Here is a 13606-nt window from a genome sequence, read left to right on the forward strand (position 1 = left end):
ATGCCGGGGCCAAGGAGCGGGTGTTACTCAGCGCACGCCGGTGTTACGCAGCGCGGCCGGGGTGAAGTCGGCCATGGAGGCCTTGTTGCCGAACACGTAGCCACGCTTCTCCTCGTTGTTGAGGCCGAAAGTCACGTAGCGGCCGGCAAGGATGTCGTACAGCGATTCGGCGGCGTAGCCGGTAGCCAGTTCTGGATAGAAGACCATCGAGTGGCCTTCGCCGACGCGCCACAGCTGGCCACGACCGTCGTACAGCTCGGACACGGCGATCTGCCAGCTGTCCTCGTCGAGGTAGAAGTGGCGCTGGCCGTAGATGTTGCGCTCGCCGGACTTCAGGGTGCCCACCACTTCCCACACGCGGTGCAGTTCGTAACGGGTCAGGTCCTGGTTGATATGGCCCGGCTTGACGATGTCGTCATACTTGAGCGTCGGCGAGTTGAGGCGGTAGCTGTTGTACGGGATGTACATCTCGCGCTTGCCCACCAGCTTCCAGTCGTAACGGTCCGGGGCGCCGGAGAACATGTCGTAGTTGTCCGAGGTACGCATGCCGTCCGAGGCGGTGCCCGGGCCGTCGTACGCCACCTGCGGTGCGCGGCGCACGCGGCGCTGGCCGGCGTTGTAGATCCACGCCAGGCGCGGCTCCTTCACCTGGTCCAGGGTCTCGTGCACCAGCAGGACGTTACCGGCCAGGCGCGCCGGAGCCGTTACCTGCTGCTTGAAGTAGGTGAGGATGTTGCTGGTCTTGCTGGCATCCTGGTCAGCCATGTTCTGCGGCACCGCGATCGATTCCTCGAAGCGGATCGGCGTGTAGCTGCCGTTGGTCTGCGGCACGACCTGCACCACCACGCGGGAGATGTTGCCGCCGTGGTAGCGGGTCAGGTGGTTCCACAGCGCCTGCACGCCGTTCTTGGGCAGCGGGAAGGCGTAATAGCGGCTCTTCTCGAAGTTCTCCAGGCCATTGCCGTCGTTGATCGGCTGGACGAACTCGGCGCTTCGCTTGATCGCGCCGTAGATGTCATCGGGCAGGGCGAAGCTGCGGTGGGTCTTGTACACCGGGATCTTGTAGCTGTCCGGGTAGCGCTTGAACATCGCCAACTGGCCGGGGGCAAGCTTGTCCTTGTACTGGTCGGCGTTCTGCGCGGTGATGGTGAACAGCGGTTTCTCGTCAGCGAAGGGATCGGCGAGGAAGCCCTTGCCATCGACCTTGCCGGCGGTGCGGGAGATGCCGCCGGTCCAGGCCGGGATGCTGCCGTCGGCGTTGCCTTCCTTCTGCGAGCCCATGGGCGTGAGGCTGGTGCCGAGCTTGGCCACTTCATCGGCGGATACCGCCGCCATCACGCCGCAGGACAGCAGGCTCAGGGCCAGCGCACCGCATTGGAGGATTCTTGTCGTTCTCATGTCGATTCCTTGAGCAGGCAGGTCAGAAGTTCACGCCGAAGCTGAGCGAAACGAAGTCCCGGTCGACGATGGTGTTGTAGTCGCCGCCGAAGAAGTTCGTGTAGTTCAGGCTCGCGGTGTAGGTGTTCTGGTAGTCCGCATCGAGTCCGACGCTGGCGGCCTTGCTGCCTTCATTGAAGACCGGGCCGTAGCCGTGCACGTCATGGGACCAGGCCACGTTCGGTTTGAGATTCACCCCGGCGAAGACGTTGTTGTAGTCCCAGATGGCGCGGCCGCGGTAACCCCAGGAAGACGAGGTATAGAAGCCGCCGCTGCCGTACTCGTTGCGCGCGGTGGCGTTCTCCGGCACGCCGTACACCGAATCGCGGCCGTAGCGCTCGCCGACTTCATTGGTCATGCCGCCGACGTAGGTCACGCCGACTTCGCCCACCAGGGTCAGGCGGTCCGCGCCCATGGTCTGGTCGAAGAAGTGGGTGAAGGTGGTCTGTGCCTGGGTCACTTCCTTGCGCACGTAACCGTGGCTGATGCGGTTGGCCTGGGCCAGCGCGCCGGCCGCACCACCACTGGTGAAGCCGCCGACCACGGTAGTGGCGAGCAACGGCGTCATGTCGGTGGTATTGAGCTGCAGCGGCATGTTCGGCCGGTAGCTGATCTCGCCGTTCCACGCGGTGCCGGTGGGCAGGGTGGTGGAGAAGCTCAGACCATACAGGCGGATGTCTTCCGGGTACTCCAGGAAGTAGTTGCCACGCCCCAGCAGCAACGGCTGGGCCAGCGCGGCGCCACCGGGCACGGAGAGCGCGCGCAGGACATTGCCGATGTCGGCGGTGCCGGCGTTCTTCATGCTCACGATCGGCGTGCGGCTGTGGTAGTTCATGGCGTAGGCGCCGTATTCCACGTCGTCGCCCAGCCAGCGCAGGGCCAGCCCCCACTGACCGGAGTCACGTGCGTCGCGGTCGGCACCGCGCGGCACCATCAGGCCCTCGGGGGTGACGGTGACGCCCAGGGAGTTGAGCAATGCCTTGGTCGCCGGCGCGTTCAGCGAGTTGACGGTAGCCGGGTCGAGGATGTTGTAGTTGGTGTTGCAACCGTCGGCAGCGACGTCGGTGGTAGAGAAGAAGGTGCCGCAGTTGTCCAGCACCGTCTGGTCCCACTCCAGCTGGTAGAAACCTTCAACGGAGAGCGAGTCGGTCACGCTCTGCGACATGTACAGCATGTTCACCGGGATCAGGCCTTCCTTGATCTCCGAACCGGGACGGCGGAAGGCGGAAACGTCGATGGGGTTGATGGTGTTGATGCTGTTGCCGATGAAGGTGCTTTCACCCCAGCTCACCACCTGCTTGCCCACCCGCACGGTGCCGGGCATATCGGCAATGGCGTAGTTGTAGTAGCCGAAGGCGTCGAGCAGCTGCGCCCCGGAAGACTTGGCGCCTTCCTTGCGGCCGTCATCGGAAATCTGCTTCCAGTCGGTGCTTTCGTCCTTCAGACGGAAGTCGTACCAGTACTTGCCCCGGGTGAACACGCCGAAGTCCCCGTACTTCAGCTCCAGGTCGTGGATGCCCTTGAAGATTTTCGAGAAGGTATCCCCCTTACGGAAGTTCAGCCGACCATCGTCGTTGGTCTGGGTCATGCCGTGGCCGCCGTTGGCGGCACCGATCAGATCCTGCTTCGGACTCTGGGTACTCCAGCTGGCCCCCACGGACAGGCTGGAATCGAACTGCCCTTCGATCTCCCCGATGTTGAAGTTGATTGCCTGAGCCTGGGTGGCGCATCCCAGGGCGACGGCAGTGGCGAGAAGTTGCGGTTGGAAGAATCCGCGCCTTGTTTTTGTTGTCATGCGGCTCTCCTGACGGTGTCTAGGTGGCCTTACCCTACTGAGCGACCTGACGGGGAGTAAGCGCTCCAAGGTGGTATTTGGCGTGTCGCCCGAAAGAGTGAATCCCCCTTCTAGGACGGACCATGGCGGGCGATATTGGTGCAGGCGATGACGAATCATCGAGACGATGGATAGTGCCTGGGGCTTGTAAGTGCTTTGCCACTACCCGTGAAGCGCGGTCTGGGGCATCCTTAGCCCCCTATGCATGCCATCGACCAACGCCCGACCGACAGCCACCTGACCGAGCAGACCCGCGAGGTGGTGCTGCGCTATCACCAGTGCTGGAAGCATCGCGACCTCGAAGCGGTGCTCGCGCTGTATCACCCACAGGTGCAGTACAACGACTTCTTCCAGAACCGCACCCTGGGCTACGCCGACCTGCGCGACTACGTGCAGAGCACCATGCCCAGCCGCCCGGAAGAGTTCCTCGACCACATCGACCGCATCCGCGTGGACGGCGACACCGCCTTCATCCAATACCGCATCGCGGTGACATTGAGCGGGCGCCTGGCGACTTTCCATTCCAGCGAAGCGATCACCGTGCGCGACGGCCTGATCTGGCGCATCAACGAATACGCCTCGGTGGTGCGCGAAGGCGGTGAAAGCCGGCCGCAATCCGTCGACCCGCGCCCGGCCACCAGCCGGCTTGGCCTTTCGCCGCGGCAGCTCAGCCAGTTGGCCAGCGACCTGGAAGACTATTTCAGCAAGAGCCAGCCGTACCTCGCGCCGGACCTGGACCTGACCCAGGTGGCCACCGCCACCGGCTACACCCGCAACCAGATTTCCTACCTGCTCAATCAGGTGATGGGGCTGAGCTTCTACCAATACGTCAACCAGACGCGCCTGACCCATCTGCTCAGCCAACTGCGCCCGCCGCTGCCTTCGCGGATCGACGAGCTGGCCTTCTCCGCCGGCTTCAACTCGCTTTCGGCCTTCTATCGCTGCTTCCGCCAGCAGACCGGACAGTCGCCACGCGAATACCTCAAGCGCCTGCGCGAGGAACAGCAGGAGCCCTGATGCGCCCCTGCCGGCGGGTACGCGAGCAATCCTCGCGTACCCGCGCGCACGACAGAACCCCGCGCCAAATCTAGGCTTGCCGACATTCCCCCTTCTTCCCTTTGGAGTCGTCTATGTCGGCATGGCGTCATATCAGTCTGTGGATGAACCAGCTGGACGATGATCTCGTCCCGCGGCCGCCCCTGCAGGGCACCCTGGACGTCGATGTGGCCATCGCTGGCGCCGGCTATACCGGCTTGTGGACCGCGTACTACCTGAAACTGCGCGCACCGCAGCTGAAAATCGCCATCGTCGAGGCCGAAACTGCCGGCTTCGGCGCCTCGGGCCGCAATGGCGGCTGGCTGATGGGCAACATGCTGGGCGAAGACCGCCTGCTCGCCGCCCTGTCGCCCGAGCAGCGCCGCGCGTCCTACGACCTGCTGCACGACATCCCCGATGAAGTGGCCCGTGTGCTCGACCGCGAAGGCATCGACTGCGACTACCGCAAGGGCGGCGTGCTCTATACCGCCGCGCGCTATCCGGAGCAGGAAACCCGCCTGCGCGAGTACCTCGCCCACCTGCATGCCGAAGGCCTGACCGAGGACGACTACCGCTGGCTGAGCAAGAGCGAGCTGGCCGAACAACTGCGCATTCCCAGTGCGCTGGGCGCCATCCACACCCCGCACTGCGCCACCATCGACCCGGCCAAGCTGGTGCGTGGCCTGGCCCGCGCCGTGGAGCGCCAGGGCACGCAGATTTTCGAGAAGAGCCGCGTCACCCACTGGCAGCCTGGCCTGCTGCGCACCGCCCAGGGTGAGCTGAAGGCTCACTGGATAGTGCCGGCCATCGAAGGCTACGCCGCCGACCTGCCGCCGCTGGGTAATTACCAACTGCCGGTGCAGAGCCTGCTGGTGGCCACCGAGCCGCTACCCGACTCGGTGTGGGCGGAAATCGGCCTCGACAAGGGCCAGGCCTTCAGCGAATTCAGCCGCCAGGTCACCTATGGCCAGCGCACCCCGGACAACCGCCTGGCTTTCGGCGCCCGCGGCGGCTACCGCTTCGGCGGCAAGCTGCGCAACGACTTCAGCCTGACCGATGATGAAGTCGGCCTGCGCCGCTACCTGTTTGGCGAGCTGTTCCCGCAACTCAAGGACGTGCGCATCACCCACACCTGGGGCGGCAACCTGGGCATGTCGCGGCGTTTCCACCCGCACATGCTGATCGACCGCCGCAACGGCATCGCCCTCTCCGGCGGCTATGGCGGCGAAGGCGTAGGCGCCACCAACCTGGGCGGCCGCACCCTCGCCGACCTGATCCTCGGCCAGGACAGCGCCCTCACCCGCCAGCCCTGGGTGATCAACGACCGCAGCGTGCAGGACGGCCTGCGCGGCTGGGAGCCGGAGCCCTGCCGCTGGCTGGGCTACAACGCCATCATCCGCAGCTTCGTGCACGAGGACGATGTGCTGGCCAACCCGCACAGCGCGCCCTGGCGCCGCCGGCTGGCCGAGAAGGTCGCCGCCAGCATGGAAAACCTGATGACCTGGAAGGTCGGCTGAAACGCCGACCGGCTTGCCAACAGCCAGTCCCCGAATAGAAAGCCCACTGGAGCCCCGTATGAAACTGACCCACCTGAAAGACACCCTGCACGCCGAACTCGGTGAAGCCAGCCCGGTCGCCGTGCCGCTGGGCGAGCCGGTCTCCGAGACCCGCGTGGAATCCATCGAGCGCACCGATCGCGTGGAAACCGGCATCTGGGAATGCACTCCCGGGCGCTGGCGCCGGCAGATCGTCGAGCAGGAGTTCTGCCACTTCATCGCCGGCCGCGGCACCTTCACCCCGGACGGCGGCGAGCCGATCGCCTTCCAGGCCGGCGACGCCTTCCTGCTGCCGCAGAACAGCCTGGGCATCTGGGATATCCAGGAAACCACGCGCAAGACCTACGTGATCATCGAGCGCGATTGATTGGCCTGTTGGTGATGGGAAGGTTCGGTGCGCAGGCCTCCCCCTCTCCCTAACCCTCTCCCTGAAGGGAGAGGGGACCGTTCAGAGTTAAGCGCCATATCCGAGTTCGCAGGGAAGCACAATGCAATCCGTTTGCACGAACGGCTCCCTCTCCCTTCAGGGAGAGGGCTGGGGAGAGGGCGCTCAAAGACTTTCCCCGCCCCTTCAGAATGTCCCATGTCGCCCTTCCCCACCGGCGAAACGCTTCGCCCCGTCCGCCGTCTCGCCGCTTTCGATCACCGCCATCCCACCCTGGAATTCGTTGGCCAGCGCCACGTCGAACGACAGCTCCCACTGCGCGAACACACTCGCCCGGTCGGCCAGCATGCAACGCTGCGGAAACTCGGCGATCTCCCGCGCCAACTCCTCGGCCGCCTCCAGTGCCGTACCGCTGGCTACCACCCGGTTGGCCAAGCCCATCGCCAAAGCTTCCTGCGCGCCCACCGGGCGACCGGTCAGGATCAGGTCCAGCGCCCGCCCCTGGCCGACGATGCGCGGCAAGCGCACAGTGCCGCCGTCGATCAGCGGCACGCCGAAGCGCCGGCAGAACACCCCGCATACCGCATCCTCGGCCATCACCCGCAGGTCGGCCAGCAGCGCCAGCTCCAGGCCGCCGGCCACCGCGTAGCCCTCGATGGCGGCGATAAGAGGCTTCGACAAGTGCATGCGGCTCGGCCCCATGGGGCCGTCGCCTTCGGTTTCCAGGCGGTTGCGCCGCTCGCCGCCCTCGGCCACCGCCGCCAGGTCGGCGCCCGCGCAGAAGGTCCCGCCGGCGCCGGTGAGCACGGCGACGCGGGCTTCCTCGTCCTGTTCGAAATCGCGCAGGGCATCGGCCAGCGCCTGGGCGGTGGGCAGGTCCACGGCGTTACGCACCGCAGGGCGGGCGATGACCAGGGTGGTCACCGGGCCGTTCTTCTGGATTATCACGCTCATGGCGAACTCCTAGGGGACAGGAATCAGAAAAGCGAAAGGGCCGGTTTTGAGCCGGCCCTTTCACCTTACTGCGTTCGCCACCGTGGAACAGCCCCGCTGGCCGTTCCGCCGGTCAGCCTGGCCGGATCAGCCGGCGTATTTCTGCAGGTTCGCCATCATTTCGCGCAGCGCCTCGACGTTGTCCTTGGGGTGCACGGCGTTGTCGAAGTTGCAGATCTGCGCGAAGTTGGCCGCCACATCCTCGACGCTGAAGCCCTCGCGCGGGTCGAAGCCCACGCCCAGGCTGCGCTCCCAGCGCACCTTGCCGATCCAGCCGCCGCCGACTTCGAACAGGCCGGAGGTTTCCTGGCAGGCCTCGCTGCCCAGGTACACCACCAGCGGGCTGACCAGTTCGGGCTTGAGCGCCTCGAACACCTGCGGCGGGATCAGGCCCTCGGTCATGCGGGTGCCGCCGGTGGGGGCGATGGCATTCACGAAGATATTGTTCTTGCGGCCTTCGATGGCCAGGTTGCGAGTCAGTCCGTAGAGGCCCAGCTTGGCCATGCCGTAGTTGCTCTGGCCGAAGTTGCCGTAGATGCCGGAGGTGGACGAAGTGAAGATCACCCGGCCGTAGCCCTGCTCGCGCATGAACGGCCAGGCGGCGCGGGTCACCTTGTAGGCGCCTTCGACATGGACCTTGTAGACCAGGTCCCAGTCGGCGTCTTCCATCTTGTGGAAGGTCTTGTCGCGCAGGATGCCGGCGTTGTTCACCACCACGTCGATACGACCGAACGCCTCGACGGCCTGGCGGACGATCTTCTCGCCGTCGGTCACCGAGTCATGGTTGGCGATGGCGACGCCGCCGGCTTCGCGGATTTCCGCCACCACGCGGTCGGCGGCCGAGGCGTTGGCGCCTTCGCCATGGGTGCTGCCGCCCAGGTCGTTCACCACTACCTTGGCGCCGTACTTGGCGAACAACAAGGCGTGGGCACGGCCGATGCCGCCACCGGCTCCGGTAACGATCACGACTTTTCCGTCGAAGTGCAGGGCATCACTCATGATTGGGGCTCCAGGCAGGATGGTTTTTCCCGGAGTGTCCGGCAGTCACGATCCGGTCACAACCAAGACGACCAAGGCTGAATGGTGCCCGATAAGGCCAGGGGATGATCCGTCAGCGCATCGGCAGGTTCAGCTCCGAGCGCGGGCCGAGCTTGAACAGCCACCAGTCGTACTCGCTCCAGAACAGCAGCAGGCCGAAGGCCGGCAGCAGCGCCAGTGCGCCCAGTGCGGCCGGCACCCAGTCCTGCGTGAGCCAGGCGTAATAGCCGCCGGCCGCACAGATAGCGACCAGCACCAGCAGCACGGGAACGGCGATGAAGGCGAAGTCCCGGCGCAAGTGCAGCAACGCCCGGTACAGCAGCGAACCCTGCGGCTGGCGGACGGGAATGACGGATCTGAGTGGCATGGCAGCGGCCTCCGGCTGGACAAAACCGGGGAAACTACCGTTGCCGCTCAGAGGTGATCTATCAGTCAGTTCCGAAACTACTGATGGATCGGTCCGTACCTAGGGAGCCCTTTCCTGTCGGAACGCCAGATAGTGCTGTAGCACCTGCTCCGGCGCCTCGACCTGCGGGTAGTGGCCGATACCGGGCAGTTCGACGGTATCCGGCTGCGGGATCAACTCCCGGTAGCGAACCACCATGTGCGCGCCGGAGATCGGGTCTTCCGGTCCATCGATCAGGCGCAGCGGTACCGAAGTGCCCTGCATTGCGCCCACCCAGCGCTCGCGATGCCGGCGACGGTCGAGGATGTAATGGATCAGCCGGTGCATGACCCGCGGCCCGTCGTTGTGACGGATCAGCTCCCAGAAGGCATCGAGCTCCGCCTCCGACGGCTGGGTCTGCGGGCCGAACACCTTGGCGAAGTTCTGCGCCAGACGCTTTCGGTCGAACAACCGGCCGAACAGGAAACCGAACGGGCCGAGCAGCAGCTTCTGCGAGAGCACCGCGCGGTGGGTTTCCGGAAACAGCCCGCCGTTGAGGAAGACCAGCGAAGCCAGGGCGAAGCCGCCCTCCTCGTGTCGTGCCAGCAGCTCCTGGCCGACGCTGTTGCCGTAGTCGTGCACCAGCAGGTGAACCGGCTCGCGCACGCCCAGGTACTGCAGCAGCGCCTGTTGCAGGTCGGCCTGTTCGAGGATGCGGTAGTCGTGCCCCCTGGGTTTGGCGGAATCGCCGAAACCGAGCATGTCGCAGGCGATCACCCGGTAGCGCTCGGCCAGCGGTTGCCAGAGGGTGTGCCAATCCCAGGAGGCGGTTGGGAAACCGTGTACCAGCAGCAGCGGAGCGCCGCTGCCGGCGCTCCAGTAACGTACTGCATGTCCTCGGAAGGTGAAGTCGCTGCCCTGCGCGCGCCAGTCGCGCAGGGCGATGCCGGCCAAGGCCATCAGTCGCGGTAGCCGGGGTTTTGCAGGTCCAGCTTGCGCAGCAGTGCCGGCCAAGCCAGCGCGCCACCCATGCCCTGCTTGCTCCTGGTGACGGCGGCAGCCATGGCGCGGGCGCCGTCGAGGATCTGTTGCGGGATCATGATCAGCTCGGCGCCGCCGCCCTGGGCCAGTACCTGGATCTCGCACGCGCGCTGCATCGTGAACATCATCAGGAAGGTGTCGGCGATGGTGCCCGAGCAGGTCAGCAGGCCGTGGTTGGGCAGGATCATGAAGTTGGCATCGCCCAGGTCAGCCTGCAGGCGTGCCTTCTCGTCATGGTTCAACGCCACGCCCTCGTAGCCGTGGTAGGCGAGGCTGGAGAGAACGAACAGCGACTGCTGGGAAATCGGCAGCAGGCCCTGCTTCTGCGCGGACACGGCAATGCCGGCGGCAGTGTGCGTATGCAGCACGCATTCGACGTCGTGGCGTACTTCATGGATGGCGCTGTGGATGGTGTAGCCCGCCGGGTTGATGTCGTAGGGGCTGTCCATCAGCTTCTTGCCCGACAGGTCCACCTTCACCAGGCTCGAGGCAGTGATCTCGTGGAACATCATGCCGTACGGGTTGATCAGGAAGTCCTCGGTGCCGGGGACCTTGGCCGAAATGTGGGTGAAGATCAGATCGTCCCAGCCCTGCAGGGCGATCAGCCGATAGCAGGCGGCGAGGTCGACGCGGGTCTGCCATTCGGCGGCGGAGACCTGGTCCTTGACGTTGACGGTGGGCAGCGGGTGAGCGGCGTGCATGTCGGTAGCCTCTTCGTTGTTGTTATCCGATGGCGCAGTCTAGTCAGCCCGGCGGCCCGGCGACTGTCACGGAACTGACAGTTGTCCGGCGTCAGCGCCTGGCGAATGTTCCCCTATAAGCGCGGGCTGCCAATCCGCCTTGCGCGGGCGATATCCCCACCTATAGTGGGCACAGTCGCCTGCAGCGGCGCCGGCATTCCCGGGCGCCATGGCGACCCCCTCCAAAAGCGCTATCCAGACAGTGCGGCAGCCAGTTCGCACGTCAGGGCTGGCGGAAGCGTGCCCGATCTTCGCACCTGCCCCGACGCCCTTTGCGGCATCTCCAACCCATTTGGAAACATTTCGCAATATCTTTTGCAACACGCTCGCGTAGTACCCGGGAGTCGGGAGGAGACTCCAGTTCGGCCAACGAGGCAGCCGACGTGAAACGAACCGCCATCATGCAGCCCTATTTCTTTCCATACCTGGGCTACTTCAGCCTGATCAAGCACACCGACCTGTTCGTGCTGTTCGATACGGTGCAGTACATCCATCACGGCTGGATCGAGCGCAACCGCATCCTCAAGCAGCAGGACGGCTGGCTGTACATCCGCGTGCCGCGGGTCAAGCACCACCGCGAGACGCTGATCTGCGACGTGCAGGTCGACAACCGCCAGGACTGGCGGCGCAGCCTGTTCTCCCAGCTGGACGTGTACCGCAAGGTAGCGCCTTACTACCGGGACGTGCGCGAGATGATCGCAGCCTCCCTCGACCACCCGTTCCAGGACATCGTTTCGCTGAACAAGGCCACCCTGGAGGCGACCTGTGCCTACCTGGGCTTCCCCCGGCAGATGCCGGTGCTCTCGCGCATGGACCTGCCGATGGAGCGACCGACCGCGCCGGACGAATGGGCGCTGAACATCTGCAAGGCGCTGGGGGGCGTAGAGGAATACTGGAACCCGCCGGGCGGGCAGAGCTTCTTCGATCGCCGCAAGTACGACGCCGCCGGACTGATCCTGCGCTTCCAGGAACCCAAGCTGGTGCCCTACGAACAGAAGCGCCCGACCTTCGAGGCGGGCCTGTCGATCATCGACGTGATGATGTTCAACTCCCCCGCCGACGTCTCGCGCATGCTCGATGCCTACGAGCTGAGCTAGGCCTTACAGGCACCACGCCAGGACTGGCGCCAGCAGCAGGTTGAACAGCCCGGTCAGGACCATCAGCAGGCCGGCCGCCGAACCCTCCTCACCGCCGAACTCGTAGGCCCGGCTGGTGCCCGCGCCGTGGGCGCCGACGCCCAGCAGTGCGCCACGGGCCAGGGCGGAACGCAGGCGCAGCAGCTTCATCAGCACGCCGCCGATCAGCGCGCCGAACACCCCGGTGATCATCACGAAGGCCGCCGTCAGCGCCGGCACGCCGCCCAGGTCATGGGACATTTCCATGGCGAAGGGGGTGGTGATCGAGCGCGGGATCAGCGAAAGGGTCACCTGGCCATCCAGCGCCAGCGCATGGGCCAGCGCCCAGGAACTGCCGATGGCCATGGTCGAGCCGGCCAGCATGCCGGTCAGCAAGGCCGGCCAATGCCGGACGAGCAAGGCGCGCTGCTGCCAGATCGGGATGGCGAAGGCCACGGTGGCCGGGCCGAGCAGCGCCACCAGCCAACTGGTATCGCGGGCGTAGTCGGCGTAGCGGGCCTGCAGCGGGATGGCCAGCGCAAACAGCAGCACCGGCACGAAAACGATGGGCGACAGCCAGTACCGCTGGAAACGGCGGTAGAGGGTACGGCTGAGCAGATACCCGCCCAGGGTCACGGCCAACCAGAACAGGGCTTGCTTATCGAGGCTCATGGCGCGAACTCCTGTTGCACATCCATTCCACCGCCAGGGCGGTGGAGAGCATCACCATCACGGTGCTGGCGGTGATCACCAGCAGAATCTTCCAGCCCTCGCTGCGCAGCAGCGGGCCGTAGTCCAGCAGGCTCATCAGCGCGGGGATGAAGAACAGCAGCATCTCCGCCAGCAGCAGGCCGGCCCCGCCCTGCAGCAGGGCCGGGCGGATCGCCCCGCAGGCGAACAGCGCCAGCAGCAGCGCCAGGCCGATCACCCCGCCCGGCAGCGGCAGGCCGCTGAGCGTGGCGATCCAGCCGCCCACCCACCAGAAGGCGGCAAGGATGGCGAGTTCGAAAATCAGGCGGGCGGCGCGGCGGAACATGGCGGCGATCTCGATGCGTTGAGCGGGAAGGAAAATCGATGGGAATGGCGCAAAGCCTACTCCCACGCCTATCATCCCCAAAGCGAATAGATCGAATCGGAGCCATTCCAGAATGGAATTCAAGCAGTTGCGCACCTTCGCCGAAGTCGTACGCCACGGCAGTTTCACCCAGGCGGCGGTGTACCTGAACGCCAGCCAGTCGGCGGTGAGCAAGCAGGTCGCGCAATTGGAGCAGAGCCTGCGCGTACAACTGCTGGAGCGCAGCGGCCCGCACTTGCGCCTGACCGCCGCTGGCGAAGTCGTGCTGCGCCGCGCCGAGGACATGCTGCGCCTGCGCCGCGAACTGCACACCGAACTGGACGACCTCACCCACCTGCACCGCGGCGAACTGCGCCTGGGCCTGCCGCTGCTCGGCGCCGATGCTTTGTTCGCCGGACGTTTCGCCGAATACCGGCGGCGCTACCCGAACATCGCCGTGCACCTGATCGAGGGCGGCAGCAAGACCATGGAAGAGATGGTCTACAGCGGTGAACTGGAACTGGGCGGCGGCCTCACGCCGGACGATCCCGGCTTCGACTGGCAGCCCTTCTGCAACGAGCCGCTGGATGTGCTGCTGCCCGCCGCACACCCGCTGGCGGGCCGCGAGAGCCTGGAGCTCGCGGAGCTCTCCGACACCCCCTTCCTGCTCTACCAGCAGAGCTTCACCCTCAACGACCGGCTGCTGCGCGCCTGCCGCGAGGTCGGTTTCGAGCCGAAGGAAGGCGGCCGCAGCGGCCAGGCGGACTTCCTCGGCGCGCTGGTCGCCGCCGGGCAAGGTGCGGTGCTGCTGCCCCGGGTGGTAGCGAAGGGCCTGGAGCGGCCAGGGCTGGTGCGCGCACTGCTGAGCCGGCCCGACCTGCGCTGGGATATCAGCTTCATCTGGCGCCGCGATGCCTACCTGTCGAATGCGGCGAAGGCCTGGCTGGCGTTGATGGTGGAGATGCCGCTGCATGCGCAGGGCTCGGAGTGACG

Annotated in this window: 14 protein-coding genes; 5 read left to right on the plus strand and 9 right to left on the minus strand. The window is 65.7% G+C overall.

The window, feature by feature from the left end; genetic code table 11:
• Positions 1-27: 27 nt before the first annotated feature.
• Positions 28-1398 carry a DUF1329 domain-containing protein gene (locus tag C167_RS0114875; protein ID WP_017519069.1) on the minus strand — a complete coding sequence of 457 codons (1371 nt, stop codon included), beginning with the start codon at positions 1396-1398 and terminating at the stop codon, positions 28-30.
• A gap of 22 nt (positions 1399-1420) precedes the next feature.
• The gene (locus C167_RS0114880) at positions 1421-3232 is read right to left on the minus strand and encodes a DUF1302 domain-containing protein (RefSeq protein WP_017519070.1); all 1812 of its coding nucleotides are present in this window, start codon (positions 3230-3232) and stop codon (positions 1421-1423) included.
• A gap of 303 nt (positions 3233-3535) precedes the next feature.
• Here C167_RS0114880 and C167_RS0114885 point away from each other — a divergent pair, with 303 nt between their 5' ends.
• The 3 genes from C167_RS0114885 (at position 3536) to C167_RS0114895 (ending at position 6229) form a co-directional block, all read left to right on the plus strand.
• The gene (locus tag C167_RS0114885; RefSeq protein WP_026079067.1) at positions 3536-4288 is read left to right on the plus strand and encodes a nuclear transport factor 2 family protein; all 753 of its coding nucleotides are present in this window, start codon (positions 3536-3538) and stop codon (positions 4286-4288) included.
• Positions 4289-4401: 113 nt separating this feature from the next.
• Positions 4402-5823 (plus strand): NAD(P)/FAD-dependent oxidoreductase, encoded by a 1422-nt coding sequence (locus C167_RS0114890; RefSeq protein ID WP_017519072.1) that lies wholly within the window; start codon positions 4402-4404, stop codon positions 5821-5823.
• Between the two features lie 58 nt (positions 5824-5881).
• Positions 5882-6229 (plus strand): cupin domain-containing protein, encoded by a 348-nt coding sequence (locus tag C167_RS0114895; protein ID WP_017519073.1) that lies wholly within the window; start codon positions 5882-5884, stop codon positions 6227-6229.
• 204 nt (positions 6230-6433) lie between these two features.
• On the opposite strand, the gene C167_RS0114900 is transcribed toward C167_RS0114895, so the two are convergent.
• The 5 genes from C167_RS0114900 to C167_RS0114920 all read right to left on the minus strand — a co-directional run bounded on the left by C167_RS0114900 (position 6434) and on the right by C167_RS0114920 (position 10405).
• Complete coding sequence (locus C167_RS0114900; protein ID WP_017519074.1) at positions 6434-7201, minus strand: crotonase/enoyl-CoA hydratase family protein; 768 nt, start codon at positions 7199-7201, stop codon at positions 6434-6436.
• Positions 7202-7327: 126 nt separating this feature from the next.
• On the minus strand, positions 7328-8239 hold the full coding sequence (locus C167_RS0114905; RefSeq protein ID WP_017519075.1) for an SDR family oxidoreductase: 912 nt from the start codon (positions 8237-8239) through the stop codon (positions 7328-7330).
• 112 nt (positions 8240-8351) lie between these two features.
• Positions 8352-8645 (minus strand): hypothetical protein, encoded by a 294-nt coding sequence (locus C167_RS0114910; protein ID WP_017519076.1) that lies wholly within the window; start codon positions 8643-8645, stop codon positions 8352-8354.
• Between the two features lie 99 nt (positions 8646-8744).
• A complete protein-coding gene (locus C167_RS0114915) occupies positions 8745-9623 on the minus strand; it encodes an alpha/beta fold hydrolase (RefSeq protein WP_017519077.1) in 879 nt (292 codons plus the stop codon).
• A complete protein-coding gene (locus C167_RS0114920; RefSeq protein ID WP_017519078.1) occupies positions 9623-10405 on the minus strand; it encodes a class II aldolase/adducin family protein in 783 nt (260 codons plus the stop codon). The genes C167_RS0114915 and C167_RS0114920 overlap by 1 nt, the downstream gene beginning before the upstream one ends.
• Positions 10406-10827: 422 nt before the next feature.
• On the opposite strand from C167_RS0114920, the gene C167_RS0114925 reads away from it, so the two are divergent.
• Entirely contained in the window at positions 10828-11541 is a 714-nt protein-coding gene (locus C167_RS0114925; RefSeq protein WP_026079068.1) for a WbqC family protein, read from the plus strand.
• 3 nt (positions 11542-11544) lie between these two features.
• Here the strand turns inward: C167_RS0114925 and C167_RS0114930 are convergent, their stop codons facing one another.
• Entirely contained in the window at positions 11545-12231 is a 687-nt protein-coding gene (locus C167_RS0114930; RefSeq protein WP_017519080.1) for an LrgB family protein, read from the minus strand.
• On the minus strand, positions 12218-12595 hold the full coding sequence (locus C167_RS0114935) for a CidA/LrgA family protein (RefSeq protein ID WP_017519081.1): 378 nt from the start codon (positions 12593-12595) through the stop codon (positions 12218-12220). Before C167_RS0114935 ends, C167_RS0114930 begins: the two co-directional genes overlap by 14 nt.
• Before the next feature lie 112 nt (positions 12596-12707).
• Between C167_RS0114935 and C167_RS0114940 the strand changes: the two genes are divergently transcribed.
• Complete coding sequence (locus C167_RS0114940; protein ID WP_017519082.1) at positions 12708-13604, plus strand: LysR family transcriptional regulator; 897 nt, start codon at positions 12708-12710, stop codon at positions 13602-13604.
• Positions 13605-13606: the final 2 nt, after the last annotated feature.

The sequence above is a fragment of the Pseudomonas nitroreducens TX1 genome, assembly GCF_000313755.1.
Classification (GTDB): domain Bacteria; phylum Pseudomonadota; class Gammaproteobacteria; order Pseudomonadales; family Pseudomonadaceae; genus Pseudomonas; species Pseudomonas nitroreducens_A.